22 protein-coding genes and 1 other RNA gene are annotated in these 22,905 nt (G+C 59.5%); 16 read left to right on the top strand and 7 right to left on the bottom strand.

The annotated features are described in order from the left end of the window. Window positions 1-14 precede the first annotated feature (14 nt). From DA373_RS01355 to tilS, 9 genes are all read left to right on the top strand, one after another. Entirely contained in the window at window positions 15-515 is a 501-nt protein-coding gene (locus DA373_RS01355; protein WP_107850554.1) for an OmpH family outer membrane protein, read from the top strand. Between the two features lie 13 nt (window positions 516-528). Next, on the top strand, window positions 529-1,551 hold the full coding sequence (gene lpxD, locus DA373_RS01350; RefSeq protein WP_107850553.1) for a UDP-3-O-(3-hydroxymyristoyl)glucosamine N-acyltransferase: 1,023 nt from the start codon (window positions 529-531) through the stop codon (window positions 1,549-1,551). A gap of 24 nt (window positions 1,552-1,575) precedes the next feature. Then, window positions 1,576-2,037, top strand: coding sequence for a 3-hydroxyacyl-ACP dehydratase FabZ (fabZ, locus tag DA373_RS01345; protein ID WP_107850552.1), 462 nt, complete (start codon window positions 1,576-1,578; stop codon window positions 2,035-2,037). Between the two features lie 2 nt (window positions 2,038-2,039). Further along, on the top strand, window positions 2,040-2,831 hold the full coding sequence (gene lpxA / locus DA373_RS01340) for an acyl-ACP--UDP-N-acetylglucosamine O-acyltransferase (protein ID WP_198650195.1): 792 nt from the start codon (window positions 2,040-2,042) through the stop codon (window positions 2,829-2,831). Beyond that, window positions 2,824-3,972 carry a lipid-A-disaccharide synthase gene (gene lpxB / locus DA373_RS01335; RefSeq protein WP_107850550.1) on the top strand — a complete coding sequence of 383 codons (1,149 nt, stop codon included), beginning with the start codon at window positions 2,824-2,826 and terminating at the stop codon, window positions 3,970-3,972. Before lpxA ends, lpxB begins: the two co-directional genes overlap by 8 nt. Beyond that, entirely contained in the window at window positions 3,969-4,562 is a 594-nt protein-coding gene (rnhB, locus tag DA373_RS01330; RefSeq protein WP_107850549.1) for a ribonuclease HII, read from the top strand. The genes lpxB and rnhB overlap by 4 nt, the downstream gene beginning before the upstream one ends. Continuing rightward, complete coding sequence (dnaE, locus tag DA373_RS01325) at window positions 4,559-8,032, top strand: DNA polymerase III subunit alpha (RefSeq protein ID WP_107850548.1); 3,474 nt, start codon at window positions 4,559-4,561, stop codon at window positions 8,030-8,032. The genes rnhB and dnaE overlap by 4 nt, the downstream gene beginning before the upstream one ends. A 9-nt stretch (window positions 8,033-8,041) precedes the next feature. Then, a complete protein-coding gene (gene accA, locus DA373_RS01320) occupies window positions 8,042-8,998 on the top strand; it encodes an acetyl-CoA carboxylase carboxyl transferase subunit alpha (RefSeq protein WP_107850547.1) in 957 nt (318 codons plus the stop codon). 267 nt (window positions 8,999-9,265) lie between these two features. Continuing rightward, window positions 9,266-10,594: a tRNA lysidine(34) synthetase TilS gene (gene tilS / locus DA373_RS01315; RefSeq protein WP_107850546.1), complete on the top strand. Its 1,329-nt coding sequence runs from the start codon at window positions 9,266-9,268 to the stop codon at window positions 10,592-10,594. 81 nt (window positions 10,595-10,675) lie between these two features. On the opposite strand, the gene DA373_RS01310 is transcribed toward tilS, so the two are convergent. From DA373_RS01310 to smpB, 3 genes are all read right to left on the bottom strand, one after another. Next, a complete protein-coding gene (locus tag DA373_RS01310) occupies window positions 10,676-11,830 on the bottom strand; it encodes a patatin-like phospholipase family protein (protein ID WP_107850545.1) in 1,155 nt (384 codons plus the stop codon). Between the two features lie 245 nt (window positions 11,831-12,075). Then, window positions 12,076-12,436, bottom strand: a transfer-messenger RNA (tmRNA) gene (gene ssrA, locus DA373_RS01305). Window positions 12,437-12,486: 50 nt separating this feature from the next. Continuing rightward, the gene (gene smpB / locus DA373_RS01300) at window positions 12,487-12,972 is read right to left on the bottom strand and encodes an SsrA-binding protein SmpB (protein ID WP_107850544.1); all 486 of its coding nucleotides are present in this window, start codon (window positions 12,970-12,972) and stop codon (window positions 12,487-12,489) included. 137 nt (window positions 12,973-13,109) lie between these two features. Here smpB and DA373_RS01295 point away from each other — a divergent pair, with 137 nt between their 5' ends. Together DA373_RS01295 and DA373_RS01290 are read left to right on the top strand one after the other, a co-directional pair. Beyond that, window positions 13,110-13,559, top strand: coding sequence for an SRPBCC family protein (locus tag DA373_RS01295; protein WP_107850543.1), 450 nt, complete (start codon window positions 13,110-13,112; stop codon window positions 13,557-13,559). Further along, on the top strand, window positions 13,540-13,881 hold the full coding sequence (locus DA373_RS01290; protein WP_232821160.1) for an RnfH family protein: 342 nt from the start codon (window positions 13,540-13,542) through the stop codon (window positions 13,879-13,881). Before DA373_RS01295 ends, DA373_RS01290 begins: the two co-directional genes overlap by 20 nt. A gap of 40 nt (window positions 13,882-13,921) precedes the next feature. On the opposite strand, the gene DA373_RS01285 is transcribed toward DA373_RS01290, so the two are convergent. Continuing rightward, on the bottom strand, window positions 13,922-14,260 hold the full coding sequence (locus tag DA373_RS01285; protein ID WP_107850541.1) for an outer membrane protein assembly factor BamE: 339 nt from the start codon (window positions 14,258-14,260) through the stop codon (window positions 13,922-13,924). A gap of 163 nt (window positions 14,261-14,423) precedes the next feature. Between DA373_RS01285 and udp the strand changes: the two genes are divergently transcribed. Further along, entirely contained in the window at window positions 14,424-15,182 is a 759-nt protein-coding gene (gene udp / locus DA373_RS01280; protein ID WP_107850540.1) for a uridine phosphorylase, read from the top strand. 7 nt (window positions 15,183-15,189) lie between these two features. On the opposite strand, the gene recN is transcribed toward udp, so the two are convergent. Together recN and nadK are read right to left on the bottom strand one after the other, a co-directional pair. Further along, on the bottom strand, window positions 15,190-16,854 hold the full coding sequence (gene recN / locus DA373_RS01275; protein WP_107850539.1) for a DNA repair protein RecN: 1,665 nt from the start codon (window positions 16,852-16,854) through the stop codon (window positions 15,190-15,192). Between the two features lie 69 nt (window positions 16,855-16,923). Continuing rightward, window positions 16,924-17,808 (bottom strand): NAD(+) kinase, encoded by an 885-nt coding sequence (gene nadK / locus DA373_RS01270; protein ID WP_107850538.1) that lies wholly within the window; start codon window positions 17,806-17,808, stop codon window positions 16,924-16,926. Between the two features lie 178 nt (window positions 17,809-17,986). Here nadK and grpE point away from each other — a divergent pair, with 178 nt between their 5' ends. The 4 genes from grpE (at window position 17,987) to greA (ending at window position 22,498) form a co-directional block, all read left to right on the top strand. Continuing rightward, a complete protein-coding gene (gene grpE, locus DA373_RS01265) occupies window positions 17,987-18,604 on the top strand; it encodes a nucleotide exchange factor GrpE (protein ID WP_107850537.1) in 618 nt (205 codons plus the stop codon). Between the two features lie 125 nt (window positions 18,605-18,729). Then, complete coding sequence (gene dnaK / locus DA373_RS01260) at window positions 18,730-20,652, top strand: molecular chaperone DnaK (RefSeq protein WP_107850536.1); 1,923 nt, start codon at window positions 18,730-18,732, stop codon at window positions 20,650-20,652. Between the two features lie 88 nt (window positions 20,653-20,740). Then, the gene (dnaJ, locus tag DA373_RS01255; RefSeq protein ID WP_107850535.1) at window positions 20,741-21,874 is read left to right on the top strand and encodes a molecular chaperone DnaJ; all 1,134 of its coding nucleotides are present in this window, start codon (window positions 20,741-20,743) and stop codon (window positions 21,872-21,874) included. A 147-nt stretch (window positions 21,875-22,021) separates the two neighbouring features. Then, complete coding sequence (greA, locus tag DA373_RS01250) at window positions 22,022-22,498, top strand: transcription elongation factor GreA (RefSeq protein ID WP_107850534.1); 477 nt, start codon at window positions 22,022-22,024, stop codon at window positions 22,496-22,498. 106 nt (window positions 22,499-22,604) lie between these two features. Here greA and yhbY read toward each other — a convergent pair whose 3' ends face one another. After that, complete coding sequence (gene yhbY / locus DA373_RS01245; RefSeq protein WP_107850533.1) at window positions 22,605-22,901, bottom strand: ribosome assembly RNA-binding protein YhbY; 297 nt, start codon at window positions 22,899-22,901, stop codon at window positions 22,605-22,607. Between the last annotated feature and the right edge of the window lie 4 nt (window positions 22,902-22,905).

Genomic DNA, 22,905 nt, shown 5'->3' with positions numbered 1-22,905 from the left:
CAAGGAGAATTTAAATGAACAAACTGGTTAAACTCGCCGGCGCCCTGGCGCTGGTCATGACCGCGACCCTGGCCCAGGCCCAGGGCAAGATTGCGGTGGTGGATACCGCCGAAGTCTTTCAGAAAATGCCTCAGCGGGAGGTGGTACGCAACCAGCTGAAAAACGAATTTGCTTCCCGGGTGAAGGAAGTGCAGACGCTGGAAGAGCAGGGCCGCAGCTTTGTGGAAAAACAGCAAAAAGACATGGCCTTTATGAACGATCAGCAAAAGGCCGAGGCGCAGAAAAAGCTCAATGAAATGCAGGCCGCCTTTGTGCAGAAGGCGCGGGCACTGGAGCAGGACCAGGCGCGTCGTGAGCACGAAGAGCGCCAGAAAATGCTGTCGCGTATCAAGGGCGCGATAGATGACATTACCAAAACACAGGGGCTGGATCTGGTGATCGAGCGGGGCGCCGTGATTTATGTTAATCCGTCTCTCGACATCACCCAACAGGTGATCAGCCGCGTCAGCAAGTAACAAGAGCAAGCCCATGAGCATCACACTGCAACAACTGACCCAGGCACTGGGAGCCGAGCTGCACGGAGATCCTGCGCAGCCCATTCACAAGGTCAATACCCTCGACAAGGCCGGTCCCGGTGAGGTTGCCTTTCTGACCGACGGCAAATACCGCCACCTGCTGGAGCACACGCAGGCGGCAGCGGTAATACTGCGGGCAGAAGACAAGGACGCCTGTCCGGTCGCCAGTCTGGTGATGGCCGACCCGTATCTTGGCTTTGCCCTGGCCGCCCAGGCGCTGGACACCACGCCAGCCCCGGCGGTGGATGTGCACCCCAGCGCCGTGGTGGCGAAAAGCGCCACGCTCGGCAAGGGCGTGGCCATCGGCGCCAATGCGGTGATCGAGTCCGGTGTGGTGCTTGAAGACGGCGTTATCATCGGCCCCGGTTGCTTTGTGGGCAAAAACTCGCGCCTGGGCGCCCGCACCAAGCTCTGGGCCAATGTGACCATCTACCATGGCGTCACCTTTGGCAGCGACTGTCTGGTGCAGTCGGGCGCGGTGATCGGCGCCGACGGCTTTGGCTATGCCAACAACAAGGGCGAGTGGATCAAGATCCCTCAGCTCGGCGGTGTGGTTATCGGCAACCGGGTGGAAATCGGCGCCTGTACTACCATAGACAGGGGCGCGCTGGAGGATACCCGTATTGCCGATAATGTGATTATCGACAACCAGTGTCAGATCGCCCATAACGTGGAAATTGGCTACGGTACCGCCATGGCGGGCGGTACCATCATGGCCGGTAGTCTCAAGGTCGGTAAATATTGTATTATTGGTGGCGCTTCGGTGTTCAACGGCCACATGGAAATCTGTGACGGCGTCACCATTACCGGCATGGCCATGGTAATGCGGCCCATTACCGAGCCCGGTGTTTACTCCTCCGGCATTCCGCTGCAACCGAACAAGGAGTGGCGCAAAACAGCGGCGCGTGTGATGCGCATTGACGACATGCACAAGCGGCTGAGCCAGCTTGAAAAAAAACTGAACAACAACGACTAAGCACACTTTTGGTAGGGTTAAATTTTGAGTAACGAACTGAATCAGTTGGACATCCAGGAGATCCTGGAATTGTTGCCGCACCGCTATCCTTTCCTGATGGTCGACCGGGTGGCTCACTACGAGATAAGCCCGGAGCGCAAAACCCTGCGCGGCATCAAGAACGTGTCGTTCAACGAGCCCATGTTCACCGGCCACTTTCCCAACAAGCCGGTGTTTCCCGGTGTGCTGATCCTGGAAGCCATGGCCCAGGCCACCGGCATTCTGGCGTTTAAAATGGTAGGCAAGCCCAAGCCCAACGAGCTGTATTACTTTGCCTCCATCGACAACGCCCGCTTCAAACGCCCCGTGGTGCCGGGAGACCAGCTGGTGCTGGACGTGGTTTATCTGAAAGAGCGCAGAGGCATCGCCAAGTTTACCGGTGTTGCCAGCGTCGACGGCGAAGTTGTGTGCACCGCCGAGCTGATGTGCGCCAAACGCGAGGGTTAAGTGTGAGTGAACAAGGTGCAGTGATCCATGAAACCGCCATCGTTCATCCCGATGCCGTTATTGGCAAGGGCGTGGAGATTGGCCCCTGGACCCTGATCGGTCCCGACGTAGAAATTGGTGACGACTGCCGGATCGCCTCTCATGTGGTGATCAAGGGCCCGACCCGTATTGGCAAGCGTAACCGTATTTTTCAGTTTGCCTCCATTGGTGAAGACTGCCAGGACAAGAAATACGCCGGCGAGCGCACCGTGCTGGAAATCGGCGACGACAACATTCTTCGTGAATCCTGCACCTTTCACCGGGGCACCTCCCAGGATGAAAGCCTCACTGTCGTGGGCAGCCGTAACCTGTTTATGGTGAACGTGCATGTGGCTCACGACTGCCGCATTGGCAGTGATTGTATCTTCGCCAACAACGCCACCCTGGCGGGGCACGTACACATTGGTGACCACGTGATTTTTGGTGGCCATGCCGCCATTCACCAGTTTGGCCGGGTCGGCAGCCACGCCTTTATTGCCGGCTGCGCCGCGCTCAACAAGGACGTGCCGCCCTACGTGATGGCCGCCGGCCATTATGCCAAGCCTTTTGGCATCAATTCCGAAGGGCTGCGCCGCCGGGGCTTCAGCAAGGAAGCCATCTCCGCCATCAAGCAGGCCTATCGGGAGCTGTTCCGCAGCGGTAAAACCGTGGAGGAAGTGTTGCCGGCGCTGGAAAGCCTGGGTGAAAAGCACTCAGAGGTGAGCATTATGGTTGATTTCCTCAAGGCCAATGAGCGCGGAATTATTCGTGCCTGAGGCGCCCCTGCGTATCGGCATTGTCGCCGGTGAAGTGTCCGGCGACACCCTTGGGGCCGGGCTTATTCGCGAGCTGCGCCGTCGCCACCCCGACGCCATCATTGAAGGCATTGCCGGCCCGCAGATGCAGGCGGAAGGCTGCAAGGCCCTGTTTGAGATGGAAGAGCTGGCGGTAATGGGCATAGTGGAAGTGCTGGGCCGGCTGCCGCGCATTCTGCAAATCCGCAAGCAGATTATTCGGCACTTTATCGCCAACCCACCCGATGTGTTCGTGGGCATCGACGCTCCCGACTTCAATATCGGGGTGGAGCACAGGCTGAAGCAGGCGGGCATTGCCACCGTGCATTATGTCAGCCCCTCGGTCTGGGCCTGGCGGCAGAGCCGCATTCACAAGATAAAGGCCGCCACCGATCTGGTGCTGGCCTTTCTGCCCTTTGAAAAAGCCTTTTACGACCGCTTTGACGCGCCTTGCCGTTTTATCGGTCATACCCTGGCGGATCAAATGCCGCTGGTGCCCGATACGCGCAGTGCCCGGGAGCGACTGGGCCTGGATGTAAATGGCCGCTACCTGGCTCTGTTGCCCGGCAGCCGCCATGCCGAGGTGACCCTGCTGAGTCCGGTGTATCTGGAAGCCTGCAAGCAGCTCAAGGTGCGTCATCCCGAGCTGCAGTTTGTGGTGCCTCTGGTCAGTGAGAAGCGCCGTCAGGAATTTCTGGCCATCAAGGAGCGGGTTGCGCCAGGGCTCGAGGTTACTCTGATCGAGGGGCAGGGGCGCGAGGTGATGACCGCCGCCGACGTGGTGCTGCTGGCCTCGGGTACCGCCACCCTGGAAGCCATGCTGGCCAAAAAGCCCATGGTGGTGGGCTACAGGCTCAAGGATTTCAGCTACTGGCTGGCCCAGCGGCTGGTGAAAACCGAGCATGTGTCGCTGCCCAATCTGCTGGCGGATCAGACCCTGGTGAGCGAGCTGATCCAGCACGAATGCACGCCGGGTCATATTGTGGATGAAATCGGCAAGCTGCTCGACAACGACACCAGTGAGCTGGTGGCTCATTTCACTCAACTGCACAAACGCATTCGCTGTAACGCCGACGAACAGGCCGCCCTGGCGGTGCTGGAGCTGGCAACAAGAAAACCATGAGCGACATTATTTACCCCAGCGGCGTGCTGGTGGCCGGCGTCGACGAAGTGGGCCGGGGCCCTCTGGTCGGCGACGTGGTCACCGCCGCCGTTATTCTCGACCCTCATCACCCGATTCCCGGTCTCGCCGACTCCAAGAAAATCAGCGAGAAAAAGCGGGAGCAGCTGGCGCCGCTTATTCGCGAGCATGCCCTGGCCTGGGCCATTGGCCGCTGCACGGCGGCCGAAATCGATGAGCTGAACATATTGCAGGCCACCATGCTGGCCATGACCCGGGCGGTGGCGGGTCTTTCCGTGCAGCCCGGCTTTGTGTTTATCGACGGCAACCGCTGCCCCGAACTGCCCATGCCTGCCCAGGCAGTGGTAAAAGGGGACAGCCGGGTGGCGGAGATCAGCGCCGCCTCCATTCTGGCCAAGGTGGCGCGGGACAATGAAATGCTGGCGCTGGATGCCCGGCATCCGCAATACGGCTTTGCCCGCCACAAGGGCTACCCCACCAAAGAGCATATGGCGGCCTTGGCCGAGCACGGCGCCTTGCCCGAACATCGCAAAAGCTTTAAACCCGTGGCCCGGGCGCTGGAGGGCGCATGAGCACGGGATTTATTCATCTGCGTATTCACTCCGACTTTTCCATGGTGGATGGCCTGGCCAAGATCGGCCCCATCACCAGCCGAGTGCAGGAGCAGGCTTATCCGGCCCTGGCCCTGACCGACGAGATGAACCTGTGCGGCCTGGTGCGCTTTTACGGCGATGCCCATAAAAAAGGCCTCAAGCCCATTGTGGGCACCGATATCTGGGTGCAGAGTGAAGAGATGGGCGAGCAGCTGTTCCGGCTCACTCTGCTGGCCATGGACAACACTGGTTACCAGAACATCACCCTGCTGATATCCAGAGCCCATGAGCGGGGCCATATTCAGCACAGGCCGGTGATCGACAAACACTGGCTGGCCGAGCATGGCGAGGGGCTGATTGTGCTTTCCGGCGGCCGGGAAGGGGATGTGGGGGCCTGTCTGCTCAAGGGCAACCAGGCCCTGAGTGAGCAGTGCCTGGCCTTTTATCAGCAGCATTTTCCCGATAGGTATTATCTGGAGCTGCTGCGCACCGGCCGCCCCGATGAAGAAAGCTACCTGCATATGGCGGTGGCGCTGGCCACCGAGCAACAGCTGCCGGTAGTGGCCACCAACGAGGTGGTGTTTCTCGACAAGAGCGACTTTGACGCCCACGAGATACGGGTGGCCATTCACGACGGCTATACCCTGGATGACAAGCGCCGGCCCAAACGCTACAGCCCCGAGCAATACCTGAAAAGCGCCGAGGAAATGGCCGAGCTGTTTGCCGACATTCCCGAGGCACTGGAAAACAGTGTGGAAATCGCCAAGCGCTGCAACGTGACCGTGCGCCTGGGCGAGTACTTTTTGCCGGACTTTCCCACCGGCGACATGAGCATTGAAGACTTTCTGGTCAAATGCTCGGAAGAAGGCCTGGAAGAGCGGCTCGAGTTTCTGTTCCCGGATCCACAGGTGCGTGCCGAAAAACGCGGGGAATACGACGACCGCCTGAAGATTGAGCTTCAGGTCATCAACCAGATGGGCTTTCCCGGTTACTTCCTGATCGTGATGGAGTTTATTCAGTGGTCCAAGGACAACGGCATTCCCGTGGGGCCGGGCCGGGGCTCGGGCGCCGGCTCACTGGTGGCCTATGCGCTGAAAATCACCGATCTGGATCCGCTCGAATTTGACCTGCTGTTTGAACGCTTTCTGAACCCCGAGCGGGTGTCCATGCCCGACTTTGACATCGACTTCTGCATGGACAGGCGCGACGAGGTGATCGACCACGTGGCCGAACTCTACGGCCGGGACGCGGTGAGTCAGATCATCACCTTTGGCACCATGGCCGCCAAGGCGGTGGTGCGGGACGTGGGCCGGGTGCTGGGCCACCCCTATGGCTTTGTGGATCGCATCTCCAAGCTGATCCCCCCCGATCCCGGCATGACCCTGGCCAAGGCCTTTGACGCCGAGCCCAAGCTGCCCGAACTGTATGATCAGGACGAGGAAGTGCGGGCGCTGATCGACATGGCGCGCATTCTGGAAGGGGTCACCCGCAACGCCGGCAAGCATGCCGGGGGCGTGGTCATCGCGCCCACCAAAATCACCGACTTTGCGCCCCTTTACTGCGATGCCGAAGGGCATCATCCGGTCACCCAGTTCGACAAGAACGACGTGGAGTCCGCCGGCCTGGTGAAGTTCGACTTCCTTGGTCTGCGTACCCTCACCATTATCGACTGGGCCCTGGGCATGATAAACCCGCGGCTGGAAAAGGAAGGCAAACCCCCGATCGATATTGCCGCCATTCCCATCGATGACAAGGCTTCGTTTCAGCTGCTGAAGCGTTATGAGACCACGGCGGTGTTCCAGCTGGAATCCCGGGGCATGAAGGACTTGATCAAGCGCCTTCAGCCGGACTGCTTTGAAGACATGATCGCCCTGGTGGCGCTGTTCCGCCCGGGCCCGCTGCAGTCGGGCATGGTGGACAACTTTATCGACCGCAAGCACGGTCGCGAGGCGGTGTCCTACCCCGACGAGCAGTGGCAGCATGAGTCGCTCAAGCCCATTCTCGAGCCCACCTACGGCATTATTCTGTATCAGGAGCAGGTAATGCAGATAGCCCAGGTGCTGGCGGGCTATTCCCTTGGCGGCGCCGACCTGCTGCGCCGGGCCATGGGCAAAAAGAAACCCGAAGAGATGGCCAAGCAGCGGGCCGGCTTTGAGGCGGGGGCCGTGGCCAACGGCATCGACGGCGAACTGGCGATGAAGATCTTTGACCTGGTGGAGAAATTCGCCGGTTATGGCTTCAACAAGTCCCACTCCGCCGCCTATGCCCTGGTCTCCTACCAGACCCTGTGGCTGAAAACCCACTATCCGGCGGAATTCATGGCGGCGGTAATGACTGCCGACATGGACAACACCGACAAGGTGGTGACCCTGGTGGACGAGTGTCAGCGCATGGGCCTGACCCTGATCCCGCCCGATGTGAACACCGGCCGCTACCGCTTTACCGTCAACGAAGACGGCCATATCGTCTATGGCATCGGCGCCATCAAGGGGGTGGGTGAGGCACCGATTGAATCCATTCTCGAGGCCAGAGAAAAAGGCGGGCCGTTCCGGGATCTGTTCGACTTCTGCAACCGGGTGGATCTGAAAAAGCTCAACAAGCGGGTGATGGAAAAACTCATCCTCTCCGGCGCCATGGACCGGCTGGGTCCGCACCGGGCTGCCATTATGGCCTCGCTCGAAGAGGCCATGAAGGCCGCCGATCAGCACGCCAAAGCCGAGGCTCTGGGCCAGGGCGACATGTTTGGCGTGCTGGTGGAAGAAGACAAGGCAGAGCACGCCTTTGCCGACGTACCGCCCTGGCCCGACAAGATCTGGCTGGACGGCGAGCGTGATACCCTGGGGCTGTATCTCACTGGTCACCCCATTAACCAGTACGCCAGAGAGCTGCGCCACTATACCAGTGGCCGGCTCAACGAAGTGCAGCCCGGCGGCCGCGACCGCATCAGTACGGTGGCGGGGCTGGTGATCGCGTCCAGGGTGATGACCACCAAGCGGGGCAACCGCATGGGCATTCTCACCCTGGATGACAAATCCGGCCGGCTGGACGTGACCCTGTTCTCCGATGCGCTGGAACGCTATGAGTCTTTGCTGGAAAAAGATAAAATTCTGGTTATCAGCGGACAGGTCAGCTTTGACGACTTCTCCGGTGGCCTTAAAATGTCGGCCAGAGAAGTGCTTGATATCAGCGATGCCCGGGAGCGCTTTGCCCGCGGGCTCGCACTGTACATCGACAAAAGCCGCATCGATCAGGGCTTTTTTACTCAATTGCTGGACATACTCACGCCGGTAAGGGCGGGCGTATGTCCTGTGCGTGTGACCTACAACCGACCCGGCGCAAGAGCCGAGCTCACTCTGGGCACCGAGTGGCGGGTAACCCCCACCGACCAGATGCTGGAATCGCTCAGGGGCTTGCTGGGTTCGGACAAGGTCGAACTGATTTTTGACTAGAGGGCAGCCATGAGCCACCATTTCCTGGATTTTGAACAACCCATCGCCGAGCTTCAGGCCCAGATTGAAGAACTTCGTCACGTGGGCGAAGGTGAAGGCCTCGATATCGATCTGGATGAAGAGATCAGCCGTCTGGAAGCCAAGCGTGACGAGCTGACCAAAAAAGTGTTCGGCAATCTGGGCCCCTGGCAGATCTCCCAGCTGGCCCGCCACCCTCGTCGCCCCTACACCCAGGACTACCTGGAGCTGATGTTTGGCGAGTTTGACGAGCTGGCCGGTGACCGTGCCTATGCCGACGACAAGGCCATTGTGGGTGGTGTGGCCCGCTTTGAAGGCCGCCCGGTCATGGTCATTGGCCATCAGAAGGGCCGCGAGACCAAGGAAAAGATCAAGCGCAACTTCGGCATGCCGCGCCCGGAAGGTTACCGCAAGGCTCTGCGCCTGATGGAAATGGCCGAGCGCTTCAAAATGCCGATCCTGACCTTTATCGACACGCCCGGTGCCTACCCGGGGGTGGGTGCCGAAGAGCGTGGCCAGAGTGAAGCCATTGCCCGTAACCTGAAAGTGATGTCCGGCCTCAAGACCCCCATCATCTGCACCGTGGTGGGTGAGGGTGGCTCCGGCGGCGCCCTGGCCATTGGCGTGGGCGACCGGGTCAACATGCTGCAGTATTCCACCTACTCGGTGATCTCCCCGGAAGGCTGTGCTTCCATTCTGTGGAAGAGCGCCGAAAAGGCCTCGGTGGCCGCCGAAGCCATGGGCATCACCGCCGGCCGCATTCATGAGCTGGGCCTGATCGATAATGTGGTGGAAGAGCCCATGGGCGGCGCTCACAGCAACCCGCTGCTGATGGCCGAGAACCTGAAAGCACGTCTGGTGACCGATCTGGCCGATCTTGAGCAGCTCGATACCGACACCCTGCTGGAACAGCGCTACCAGCGCCTGATGAAATACGGCTACTGCTGACCCGGCTTTGCCGTAAGCTTGAAGCCATAAGCTGTAAGCTGTAAGAAAAGCGTAGGTTGTGAATGAGCAAAGCGAATTCCAACATTCGAGCAGATGGTGACAATGTTGGGATTTGTACCAACTTCAAAGATTGCACAATCAATGGAGCGCAGGTCTTGTCCCTGAATAGGGGCCGCTAGCCTGCATTAGCGCCCGGTAGGGCGCTTAAAAAAGTTGGCGCTTTGCACCAAACAGCGGGCAGGCTGCCCGCGCTCCATTGGACTCATCATGTCTCTCTATCCCCGTTTCCTCCAACGCATCAACGACCTTTACCCTCAGGGCCCGCTTTATGTCGCCTTCAGCGGCGGGCTCGACTCCACCGTCTTGCTGGTGCTGGCAGCGCGACTGGCCGCTGAACAAGCGCGCGAGATTCATGCTCTGCATGTGCACCACGGCCTGCAGGCGGCGGCCGACGCCTGGCCGGCGCATTGCGCGCGTGTAGCGGAAAGCCTGAATGTGCCTTGCCGCATTCTGCAGGTAAAGGTGGAAACCGGCCCACGCATCAGCCTGGAAGCCGCCGCCCGCAACGCCCGCTACGCAGCCCTGGCCGACGAGCTGCCATCCGGGGCCGCCCTGCTTACCGGTCATCACCTGGATGATCAGGCCGAGACCCTGCTGCTGGCGCTCAAGCGTGGTGCCGGCATTGCCGGGCTGGCCGCCATGCCGGAATGCAAGCCTCTGGGACAAGGGATCCAGCTCAGGCCCCTGCTGCAGGTTTCCCGCGCCGAGCTTGAACGCTTTGCAACCGAGCAGGGCTTGAGCTGGGTGGAAGACCCTTCAAATGCCGACAACCGCTTTGACCGCAACTTTTTGCGTAACGAGATCCTGCCGCGCCTGCTGGCCCAGTGGCCGGCCTTTGCCCATACCGCCAGCCGCAGTGCCGGACTCTGTGCCGAGCAGCTGGAGCTGGCCGAGGCACTGGCCGGGCAGGATCTGCCGGCGCTGCAAAACGACCATGGCGGCCTTTGTGTTGCCGGACTTTCCCGGCTCAGCCAGACCCGGCGCAATAACGCTCTGCGTTACTGGCTGGCACGAGCAGGGCTGCACTTGAGCCTCAGCCAGCTGAAGGTGGTTTGGCATGAGCTGGCCCAGGCCCGGGTGGATGCGGATCCGGTGTTTAATATTGGCGGCAAAACGCTCCGCCGTTATCAGGGGCACCTCTATGTGCCGGTATTACAGGGGAAACCGGTTGCCGCCTCCCTCCTTGAGCCAGAGCAATGGCTGGCGCTGGGCGTCGGCCGGCTGCGGCTTTGCCGGGTTGAAGATGAGGCAGATCTCAGGGTCGATCTGGCACCGCAGCAACTGCATATCGCCTTTGCCGTGTCCGGCCTGCGGGCCCGCCCTGTGGGCAGAAGCGGTTCCCGTCCCTTAAAGAAGCTGTGGCAGGAATATGGTGTGCCTCCCTGGCACCGGGAGCGGGTGCCCTTGCTGATGCTGGGTGAACAGCTGGTGGCCGCCGTGGGGGTATTCGTGTGTTCCGGCTTTGCCGCCAAACCCGGTCAGCCCGGCTGGAAAATGGAGTGGACCCCTGGAGCGCAGGCTGCCAGCCTGCATTAGCGTCCTCCAGGGCGCTCAAGACGTTGGCGCGTCGCACCAAATTGCGGGCAGGCTGCCCGCGCTCCATCCTCACCTCACCCCTCAAGTCCCCGTTCTTCGCAGCGACGGCTCCAGATCCAGAAACAAACAGACTTCCTCCAGCCGTTTGTGCGTATCGGCATAGCCCAGATCAATCAGCTCCCGGGTGTATTCCCGTTCAAACAGTAAAAAGCTTGCCAGGCCGGTGGCATCGCCGGCTTCCACGCCAAACAGACTGAGCAGGGCCCGAATGTTCCAGGGCAGGCGATGAAAATGCTGCAGCGTCATTTCATCCAGGTTACGGCTGGGTTTGAGCACCAGGTTATCGATATGGCGCAGGCTCAGCTGTTCCCGCTTGCGCTCGGGGATCAGCCGGATGGTGCTGTTGATTCGCTGCAGCCGCTCAATATCCGAGGTGAGTGCATCGGTAAAAATGGTGTCGAGCAGGTGACCGGCAATATCGGAGCTGCTGGGGTTACTGGATAAATGGTCCGGGTCCACCTCGTCATGGGCCAGGCTGATGATAAGTATCCGGCTGGCGCCCAGGTGAATGGCCGGACTCAAGGGGTTGAGCTGGTGAATGGAGCCATCGCCGAAAAAGTGGTTCTGCAGCCGGCAGGGCTTGAATACAAAGGGCAGGGCGCTGCTGGCCATCAGGTGCGGCGTGGCAATAATGGACGAACGCCCCGAGCGGCCCGCCCGGGCCCAGGGTTGATGATAGGGCCGGCCCTGAAAAAAGGTGGTGGAGTCTCCGGTGTTGTAGTTGGAGGCGGTTACCGCCAGCACCTCCAGCGCGCCATAAAGCAGGTTGTTGTCTATGCGCTGAAAGTCGATCAGGGTCTCCAGCAAGCGCTCCAGTGGGCTGTTGTCAAACAATGGCAGCGCCATTTGTGTGGGCTTGCCCAGTGCTCCCTTTACCAGAGTTTTTACCGAATGGCTGATTATGCGCCCCAGCTGCAACCTCAGTACCTTGTGGGTGTTGAGGTGGCGCCAGACATATTCCAGCTTGCGTACGCCAAGATGAAAGCAGGATGCATAACAGGCCAGGGCTGTGGCATTGATGGCACCTGCCGAAGTGCCGCACAAAATGGGAAAGGGAATGGCATGACCCCGCGGGTAACACTCGGCAATGGCCTTCAGCACCCCAACCTGATATGCAGCCCGGGCACCACCACCTGTCATTACCAGAGCGCAGGTATTGCTGGCTTCTCGTTCCATGATGCTCCTCCCTTTGCCGAAAGTATACGTAATGGTTCGCAGGGGGAGAAAGGGGAGCGCGAGTGATAGGAGGCTTCGGGATGCCAGCCAGTCGGTGTTTTCGGTTTATCAGCGCAGGTGGTCCATAATGGGATACCAGGTGTGACAGTAAGCAGGGTTTCAGGTGGTTTTTCAGGAAGGGCGGGTGAGCATTAAGTAACTGATTACCAAACAAAAAGGCCCCTTGCGGGGCCTTTCCAATCGATTGGTGGAGCTGGCGGGAGTTGAACCCGCGTCCGAAAAACCTACATCGTCGGTACTACATGCTTAGTCAGTCATTAAATTCGCCAGCTGCTGCGGACTGACACGCCACAGACAGACTATCCTGAATTGGTTTTAACGCTTCAACCGTCAGGCACGGCATCCACGCGATCCTGTGAAGGATGACCTTCCGATTCCCTAAGTCACAGGCAAGCTAGGGCAGAAGGGCTCTCAGCAGGTTATTAAGCTGCGAGTGCGTAGTTTTCGTCGTTTGCGACTATTTTTTTGCGATTGTTTAACGAGGCCTATCGCACCTCGGCATGCACCTAGGAGTTCGAGAATCTCGTCGAATCCTGAATCAGCCCCAAGGAACAGTTCGATCTTATTTCAAATATTGCTGAAACACAAGCCTCAACTCAGCGTCCCTTGTGTTTCATCATGCGGGCCTTTTCCCGCTTCCAGTCGCGCTCCTTCACGTCCTGGCGTTTGTCGTGGGCTTTTTTGCCTTTTACCAGGCCAATTTCGGCCTTGACCCAGGACTTGGACCAGTACAGCGACAGCGGTACCAGGGTGTAGCCTTCCCGCTCGATCAGGCCGGTAAGCCTGTCCAGCTGGCGCTTGTGCAACAGCAGCTTGCGGGTGCGTAACGGGTCACACACCACGTGAGTGGAGGCCATGTTAAGCGGGGTGATGGTGGCGGCAAACAGAAATGCCTCACCGTTTCGCATAAACACGTAAGCCTCGCCAATGTTGGCCTTGCCGGCCCGCAGCGCCTTGACTTCCCATCCTTGCAGCTCAACACCGGCTTCGAGTTTTTCCTCAATGGAATATTCGTGCCGTGCCTTGCGGTTAACGGCGATGGTGTTGGAGCCGGGTTTCTTTTTGGTTTTGTTTTTTGCCATAGTGCACGCATTATACGGTGCCCTTTGGTGCTTGGGAATTGGTGAACTGGCGATCGGTGTCTTTTTAAGCAGCTTCCAGGGGTGAGCCTGGGTCCCATAAGTGTTAAAATCGGCCGGTCAGAATGCCAGGAGAGGTTATGCCGAGTATTACCCGAAGTGCGCTGGTGATGTTCAGTGCCAAGCAGATGTATGAGCTGGTCAACAATGTAGACGACTACCCGCAGTTTCTGCCTGGTTGTGTGGCCAGTCGCGTGCTGGAAAAAAGCGAACACAGCATCACGGCGGCGCTCGACGTGGCCAAGGCCGGGATCCGCAAGACCTTTACCACCCGTAACCGTCTTGAACAGGATCACAAGATTAATGTGGAACTGGTGGATGGCCCCTTCAAGTCGCTGAACGGCGGCTGGACCTTTATTCCTCTCGATGAAGATGCCTGCAAGGTGGAGCTGAAACTGCATTTCGAATTTCAGTCACGGCTGGTGGAACTGGCATTCGGCGGCATTTTCAAGGAGCTGACCAACGCCATGGTGCATGCCTTCAGTGAACGGGCGAGGGAGGTATACGGCAGTGAATCTTATTCAGGTTGAAGTGGTCTATGCCCTGCCGGACCGGCAGACGGTGCTGAGCCTGCGGGTGCCGCCCGAGGCCACGGTACGGGAGATCATCGAGCAGTCCGGCATGCTGCAGCAGTTTCCGGAGATCGATCTCGAGCAGAATGCGGTGGGCATTTTCAGCCGTCAGGTAAAACTCGGCCAGCCGGTGCACGAGGGTGATCGCATCGAGATCTACCGGCCCTTGCTGGCCGATCCGAAAGAGATACGCCGGCGCCGGGCGGAGCAGGCCAAGGAGGAAGGCCGCGCCGACAAGGTCACCGGTGGCCGGCCGGATCCCAAGCGCAGTCGCAAATAAATAATGGAGCCACAAGGCTCCATTATTTATTGGGGCGGGATTAAAGTCCCTGCTCAAAGGTCTCGGGCTGAGTATAGTCACCGCCTATAGAGGCCAGGCCATCATTGATAAAGTCCAGCACTAGACGTTTTTGTTCCAGCTCCCCCCGGCCCGGCTTGAAATAGTAGATATAAACCCAGCGGTTGTGGTTAAAACCGTCCAGGCTCATGGGGTTGCCCAGCAGGTAACGAACCTGCTCTTTGGTCATGCCCTGACGAAGCTGTGCCACCTGTTTTTCTTCCAGATAGTTGCCCTGGGGAATGTCGACCTTATAGACCAGGTTGCAGGCGGTCAGGGGTAGAGTGAGAAAAAGGGGTAATATCAAGCTTTTGAGTTGCATAGGCGGTTATGTCCTGAGAGTCCTGCCGGCATCATAGCGGCACTGCAATGGGATGTAAAAGACTGACCGGCGCCGCTGGCGTTGGTTCCGCAGCTGAGCATGGTGATTTACCTTCGGCTGGCTTACTATTCGGGATTATTGTACTCGCTTGAGGAGCTTCGTTATGACCAAACATGTTTTTCACCTGGGTGTCACCGACGAGGATTTGCACGGTGCAGCACTGGCCATTCTGCCCGGTGCTCCGGAACGGGTGGAGCGCATTGCCCGTCACCTGGAAAACCCGGTGCACCTGGCCAGCCAGCGTGAGTTTACCTCCTGGCTGGGCGAGCTGGATGGCAAGCCGGTGGTGGTATGCTCTACCGGCATTGGCGGACCTTCTACTTCCATTGCGGTGGAAGAGCTGGCCCAGCTGGGCGTGCGCACCTTTTTGCGGGTGGGCACCACGGGGGCCATTCAGCCCGGAGTGGAGGTAGGCGACATTATCGTGACCACGGGTGCCGTCCGTCTCGATGGCGCCAGTAGCCACTTTGCGCCTCCGGAGTTTCCGGCGGTGGCGGATTTTGACTGCACCTGTGCTCTGGTGGATGCGGCCCGGGAGCAGGGCGTGGCGCCTCATGTGGGTATTACCGCTTCCTCCGATACCTTTTATCCGGGGCAGGAACGCTACGACACCCACTCGGCCCGCATGCTGCGCCGGTTCCAGGGCAGCATGAAGGAATGGCAGTCAATGGGGGTGCTCAACTACGAAATGGAGTCGGCGACCCTGTTTACCATGTGCTCCAGTCAGGGCCTGAAGGCCGGTTGTGTGGCAGGGGTGATCGTCAACCGCACCCAGCAGGAAACCCCCGACGAAAGCACCATGCAGAACACCGAGCAAAAAGCCATCGACATTGTGGTGGGTGCCGCCCGCCGGCTGGTGTAATCCGCTTTCAGCACACCAGCAGCTCCCGGGCGTTGGCCAGGGTATTGTCGGTAATGCGGTTGCCGCCCAGCAGCCGGGCCAGCTCCTGCAGACGGTGCTGCTCATCCAGTTCCTGCATACGGGTTTCGGTGTGATCGGTGTCGCTGCTCTTGCTCACAAAGAAGTGCTGGTGACCATTGCCCGCCACCTGAGGCAGGTGAGTGATCACCAGTACCTGGGTGGACTCACCCAGCTGGCGCAGCAGTTTGCCCACCACGGCGGCGGTGGGGCCGCTTACGCCCACATCCACCTCATCGAAAATAAGGGTGGGTGTCTCTACCTTCTGGGCGGTGATCACCTGAATGGCCAGACTGATGCGCGACAGCTCGCCCCCCGAGGCCACCCGGGCCAGGGGGCTCATGGGCTGACCCGGGTTGGTGCTCACCAGAAATTCCACCCGGTCAATGCCCAGCGGTGAAAAACCGGCGCCGGCATCGGCGTTGACCTGAATTTCAAAACGCCCCTTTTCCATGCTGAGCCGGTGCAGACTCTGGGTGATCTGTTTGTTGAGGGCAGCGGCGTAACGCTGGCGGCTCTGGCTCAGGCGTTCGGCGGCCTGCACAAAGTCTTCACGGGCCAGCTCCACTTCATCGTCCAGCCCTTCCAGCCGGCTGCTGCTGTGATCCATGTCGGCCAGCCGGGCCTTGAGCTGCTGATGAAAGCCAAACAGCTCCCCGGCGGGCACATGATGCTTGCGCGACAGCTCCATTACCTTGCTCATGCGACTTTCCACCTCGTGCAGGCGCTCCGGATCCAGTTCCAGCCGGTCCAGATACCGGCCCAGCTCGCTGTGGCCTTCTTCCAGCTGAATAAGGCTGCTTTCCACCATTTCCAGCACCGGACTCAGGCGTGAGTCCATGGCAACCAGCTCGCCCAGGGTTTTCAGGCCCTGACGCAGCAGCTGCAGGGCATTGGTTTCGTCATTGTCGCCCAGCACGTCCAGCGCCAGCTGACAGTCGTTAACCAGCTCGGCACCGTTGGAAAGCCGTTTGTGTTCGGCTTCCAGTTCGGGAAATTCCTCTTCGCTCAGGGCCAGCTCGTCGAGCTCGGCCACCTGATACTCCAGCAGCTGGCGCTCTGCCTGCCATTTTTCCTGTTCTTCCAGCAGCCGTTTGCGTTCGTTGTTGAGCTGGCGCCAGTGCTGATAGCTGTGGCTGACACCGCTCACCAGCTGATGATGGCCGGCATAGGCGTCGAGCAGGGCGCGCTGGTGATCGGGCTTTTGCAGCTCCTGATGGGCGTGCTGGCCGTGAATGTTGACCAGCAGGGCGCCCAGCGCCTTGAGTTGCGACAGGGGAACCGGGGTACCGTTGATATAGCCACGGGAACGGCCTTCCCGGCTGAGAGTACGGCGCAGTATGCATTCATCCTGCTCGTCCAGCTCCTGCTCACTGAGCCAGGCCTTGACCCTGGGCAGCTTGTCGACGCGAAAGCGGGCGCTGATGTCGGCCTTGTCGGCGCCGGGGCGCACCGAGTCGGCGTCGGCTCGCTCGCCCAGGGCCAGGGCCAGGGCGTCGATGGCAATGGATTTGCCGGCGCCGGTTTCGCCGGTAATGCTGGTCATGCCCTGGCGCAGATCCAGCTCAAGAAAGGAAACGATGGCGAAATTGCTGATGGTGAGCTGAAGCAACATGATGATTCCCTGCAACAAAAAAGATGCTGTATGGGAATACAGTATACTGTAGTTTTATACAGTGCAAGATCAGAACAGCTTGCTGCCCCAGCCCAGCTTGCTGCGCAGCACTTCGAAGTAGCTGTGGCCGCGGGGATGCAGCAGTTTCAGCCGGTGCGGGCTCTTGTTGATGTGAATTTCATCCCCGGGCTGCACCGCCAGCGACACATGGCCGTCGCAGCTCACCAGCATGTGTTCGCTTTTGTTGGCAGGGGAAAGCACCATCTTTATCTGGGCATCGGCGTCGATCACAATGGGCCGGCAGCTCAGGGTATGGGGGAACATGGGCACCAGGGTAATGGCATTGAGATTGGGCGTGAGAATGGGGCCACCGGCGGAAAGCGAATAGGCGGTGGAGCCGGTGGGGGTGGCCACTATCATGCCGTCAGCGCGCTGGCTGTACATGAAATGGCCGTTGATATACACCTCAAACTCGATCATGTGGGCGATTTTGCCCGGATGCAGCACCGCCTCGTTCATGGCGGTATTGCTGGCCTTGAGCTGGCCGTGGCGGTGCACCTGGGCTTCCAGCAGAAAGCGGTGTTCGGTCTGGTAGTCGCCGGAAAGCAAGCGTTCCAGCGGCTGCTCAAAGCTGTCGGGAGAGAGATCGGTCAAAAAGCCGAGGTTGCCCCGGTTGACTCCCACCACCGCCACATCAAAGCGGGACAATACCCGGGCCGAGCCCAGCATGTTGCCGTCGCCACCCACTACGATGGCCAGGTCCGCACGTTCTCCCAGCTCCACCATTTCCAGCAGCTCGGCCCGCTCCAGCCCCAGCTGTTCGCCTACCCGGCGTTCGATCACCACGTTGAGGCCAAGGCCGGACAGATAACGATACAGCGCCACCAGGGTCTGGTTGGCGCCCTGATGATCCGGTTTGCCGATAAGGGCGATGGTATTGAAGTCGGTTTCCATAAATAGCTGTCCGGCGAAGCGGTCCGCGTTGCTCGACGTTGTTGAATAATCGCCATTCTAATCAGAGTGTTGCCCAAGCGCCACCAACGCGGAAACAAGTCTGTGAAGTTCAGCCCTTGAAATGGGGCAGGGCACCCCCATATAGGCACAAAGTTAATTGATACTCACGGGAGACAACATGAGCAGCAAGCATAATCAGGTTGATACGGAACAGTCCGCCGAGCTGGAGCAGGAGCAACAGCCGGAACAGGCGCAGCCGGCCGCCGAGGCAGAGCAGCAAGAGACCGTCCAGCCCGATGCGGCTTATGTGGCTGAACTGGAACAGAAGCTGGCCGCCGCCGAAAGCAGTGTCAAGGAAGAGCGGGACAATGCCCTGCGGGCCGTGGCCGAGATGGAGAACATTCGCCGCCGTGCCGCTCAGGATGTGGAAAAGGCCCAGAAGTTTGCCCTGGAAAAGTTCGTGGGCGAGCTGCTGCCGGTGATCGACAGCCTGGAACGGGCCATTGAGCACACCAGCGATGAAAGCGATGCCTTCAAAGCCGTGCATGAAGGGGTGGAGCTGACCCTGAAATCGCTGCTGAGCGCGGTGGAGAAGTTCGGTGTGGCGCAAATCGATCCCAAGGGCGAACCCTTTGATCCCAACCGGCACCAGGCCATGAGCATGGTGGAAAGCAACGAAGTGGCGGCCAACGCCGTGCTGGCGGTAATGATGAAGGGCTATGAGCTTAACGGCCGGGTGCTGCGTCCCGCCATGGTAATGGTGTCAAAAGGCCCCGCCGCCGACACTCAGGCCTGATACCGGTCAATACATAAAAAAATGTGAGCGCCGTCTTGAAAGCCCAAACCGGCAGCCACATATAGACGTTAAAGCAAAATATCAAAACGCTTGTTACCGAATTAGCAATATCAAGAGAGGATTCTATGGGTAAAATCATCGGCATCGATCTGGGTACCACCAACTCCTGCGTTGCGATCCTGGACGGGGATACCCCACGGGTCATTGAAAACGCCGAGGGTGCCCGCACCACTCCCTCCATTATCGCCTACACCGACGATGGCGAAACCCTGGTAGGTCAGCCGGCCAAGCGCCAGGCCGTGACCAACCCCAAAAACACCCTGTTCGCCATCAAGCGCCTGATCGGTCGTCGTTTTGAAGACGAAGAAGTTCAGCGCGATATCAAGATCATGCCCTTCAACATCATCAAGGCCGACAACGGTGACGCCTGGGTGGAAGCCAAAGACAAGAAAATGGCGCCGCCGCAGATCTCCGCCGAAGTGCTGAAGAAGATGAAGAAGACCGCCGAAGACTACCTCGGCGAGCCGGTCACCGAAGCCGTTATTACCGTACCGGCCTACTTCAACGATGCCCAGCGTCAGGCCACCAAGGACGCCGGCCGCATCGCCGGTCTGGACGTGAAGCGCATTATCAACGAGCCGACCGCCGCCGCCTTTGCCTATGGCGTGAACAAGTCCAAGGGCGACCGCAAGGTGGCCGTATACGATCTGGGTGGTGGTACCTTTGATATCTCCATCATCGAAATCGATGACATGGACGGCGAAAAGACCTTTGAAGTACTGGCCACCAACGGTGACACCCACCTGGGTGGTGAAGACTTCGACAACCGCCTGATTACCTACCTGGTGGAAGAGTTCAAGCGCGAGCAGAACTTTGACCTGCGCAACGACATGCTGGCCCTGCAGCGTCTGAAGGAAGCCGCCGAAAAGGCCAAGTGCGAGCTGTCTTCCGCCCAGCAGACCGAGGTGAACCTGCCCTACATCACCGCCGATGCCTCCGGTCCCAAGCACCTGAACATCAAGGTAACCCGGGCCAAGCTGGAGTCTCTGGTAGAAGACATGGTCAGAAAGTCACTGGATCCGGTGCGCACCGCCCTGCAGGATGCCGGTCTGTCCGTGTCCGACATTGACGACGTGATCCTGGTGGGCGGTCAGACCCGCATGCCGCTGGTACAGAAGGCCGTGAGCGACTTCTTCGGCAAGGAGCCGCGCAAGGACGTGAACCCCGATGAAGCCGTGGCCGTAGGTGCCGCCATTCAGGGCGCCGTGCTGGCCGGCGACAAAAAAGACGTGCTGCTGCTCGACGTGACCCCGCTGTCTCTGGGTATCGAGACCATGGGTGGCGTGATGACCGCGCTGATCGAAAAGAACACCACCATTCCGACCAAGAAGTCTCAGGTGTTCTCTACCGCCGAAGACAACCAGTCTGCCGTGACCATTCACGTCATTCAGGGTGAGCGCAAGCGCGCCGCCGACAACAAGTCGCTGGGCCAGTTCAACCTGGAAGGTATTCGTCCGGCGCCGCGCGGCCTGCCGCAGATTGAAGTGACCTTCGACATCGACGCCGACGGCATTCTGCACGTGTCCGCCAAGGACAAGGACACCGGCAAGGAGCAGAAGATCACCATTCAGGCCTCTTCCGGTCTGAGCGAGGAAGAGATCGACGCCATGGTGCGCGCCGCCGAAGCCAACGCCGCCGAAGACAAGAAGTTCGAGGAGCTGGTCGCCGCCCGCAACCAGGCCGACGGTCTGGCCCACGCCACCCGCAAGCAGCTGGAAGAAGCCGGTGACGCCCTGGCCGCCGACGACAAGAGCGCCATCGAGTCTGCCCTGAGCGCGCTGGAAACCGCCGTTCGTGGTGAAGACAAGGCCGAGATTGAAGCCAAGCAGCAGGCACTGCTGGAAGCATCCCAGAAGCTGATGGAAGCCGCCCAGGCCAAGGCGCAGTCCCAGGCTCAGGATGCGGGTGCCCAGGATGCCGGCAGCAAGAAGGCCGACGACGACGTGGTGGACGCCGAGTTCGAAGAAGTCAAAGACGACAAGAAGTAAGGCCACCCCGGCGCACAGACGCTGACCGTGCGGGCGTTGGGACTCCAACGCCCGCCTTTGTGTTAATCAGCAGGTAAACACGCAAGCTATGTCGAAACGAGATTATTATGAAGTGCTCGGCGTCTCCAAGGGAGCCGACGAGCGCGAAATCAAGAAAGCCTACAAGCGAATGGCGATGAAATATCATCCCGATCGCAACAAGGACGATGCCGACGCGGCCGACAAGTTCAAGGAAGCCACCGAAGCCTACGAAGTACTCACCGACGCCCAGAAGCGGGCCGCCTACGATCAGTTCGGCCACGATGCGGTCAATGGTCAGCACGGTGGTCAGGGCGGCTTTGGCGGCGGTGCCGATTTCAGTGATATTTTCGGTGACGTATTCGGCGACATTTTCGGCGGCGGACGGGGCCGGCAGCAGCGTTCTGCCCGCGGATCGGATCTGCGCTACAACATGGAGCTGACCCTGGAAGAAGCGGTCAGGGGCGTGACCAAAGAGATCAAGGTGCCTACCCTGGCCGGTTGCGACGTGTGCGACGGCAGCGGCGCCAAGCCGGGCACCCAGGCCAAGACCTGTCCCACCTGTCACGGCCATGGCCAAGTGCAGATGCGCCAGGGCTTTTTCACCGTGCAGCAGCCTTGTCCGCACTGTCGCGGCAAGGGCAAGATCGTCAGCGATCCCTGCAGCAAGTGCCATGGCGAAGGCCGTTACCAGAAGACCAAGACCCTGTCGGTGAAAATTCCGGCGGGGGTGGACACCGGCGATCGTATTCGCCTGTCCGGCGAAGGGGAAGCGGGCGAAGCCGGGGCCCCGGCGGGCGATCTGTATGTACAGATGCACGTGCGCGAGCACGATATCTTTGTGCGCGACGGCAACAACCTCTATTGCGAGGTGCCCATCAGCTTTACCGCTGCCGCCCTCGGTGGCGAGGTGCAGGTGCCGACTCTGGACGGCCGGGTCAAGCTCAAGATCCCCGCCGAAACCCAGACCGGCCGCATGTTCCGGCTCAAGGGCAAGGGCGTGCGCTCGGCCCGCAATGGTCAGCTGGGCGATCTGGTGTGCAAGGTGTACATAGAAACGCCGGTGAACCTGACCGAGGAGCAAAAGGAGCTGCTGCGTCAGCTCGAGGATTCCTGCGGTGGCTCCGCGGCCAGGAAGCACAGACCCAAGTCGGAAGGCTTTTTTGACGGGGTAAAGCGTTTTTTTGACGATTTGACCAGTTAAGCCGGCTGTATTAGGCTGGGTTATTCGCCAGCCGGCCAGCATCGCACTGCAAGCGCAGGTACCGTTGCATAAAAACGTAAACGATTTGAGCCCTGTTCCGGCAGGGCTCTTGTTATTTTGTTGTTCAAAAGGAACCGGGTTTCCATTATGAATCAAACTCCGATGACCATTCGCGGCGCGCAAAAGCTGCGTGAAGAGCTGGACCACCTCAAATCCGTGCGCCGTCCGCAAATTATCGAGGCCATTGCCGAGGCCCGTGAGCACGGCGATCTGAAGGAAAACGCCGAATATCACGCCGCCCGTGAGCAACAGGGGTTCTGTGAAGGCCGCATTCAGGAAATTGAAGCCAAGCTGTCCAACGCCCAGATCATCGACGTGACCCGCATGCCCAAAAACGGCAAGGTGATTTTCGGCTCCACCGTAACCCTGTTTCGCGTCAACGACGAACAGGAAATCACCTACCGCATCGTGGGCGACGACGAGTCCGATATCAAGGCCAACCTGATTTCGGTGAACTCCCCCATCGCCCGGGGCCTGATCGGCAAGGAAGAAGACGACGTGGCCGTGGTCAAGACTCCCTCCGGTGAGGTGGAGTACGAGATCATCAAGGTCGAGTACCTCTGAACCCGGACGGGAGTGGCCCACAGGCTACTCCCGTCTTTATCCGGATGCCCGGATACAAAAAGAGCCCCTCGGGGCTCTGTGTTTTTTTACTCTGGCTGACGGGCAATTACCCCCGGGGCAGAATGATTTTTTTCTGCTCGCTCTGACGGTAAATCGTCAGAATATGACCAATGGTCTGTACCTTGACGGCGCCGGTTTCACGCACAATGGCGTCCATGACAAGCTTTTTAACGTCCCTGTCTTCGGCGGCGACCTTCACCTTGATCAGTTCGTGGTGGTTCAGGGCCAGGTCGATCTCGGCGAGTACGCCTTCGGTCAGGCCATGCTGGCCAAGCAATACCACCGGCTTCAGGCTGTGGGCCAGTCCCTTGAGGTATTGTCTTTGCTTATTGTTCAGGGTCATTGCA

It is taken from the genome of Oceanimonas marisflavi (genome assembly GCF_003049725.1).
Taxonomy (GTDB): domain Bacteria; phylum Pseudomonadota; class Gammaproteobacteria; order Enterobacterales; family Aeromonadaceae; genus Oceanimonas; species Oceanimonas marisflavi.
The sequence above is the reverse complement of the archived record's forward strand: the minus strand, read 5'-3'. Positions and strand labels throughout refer to the sequence as shown.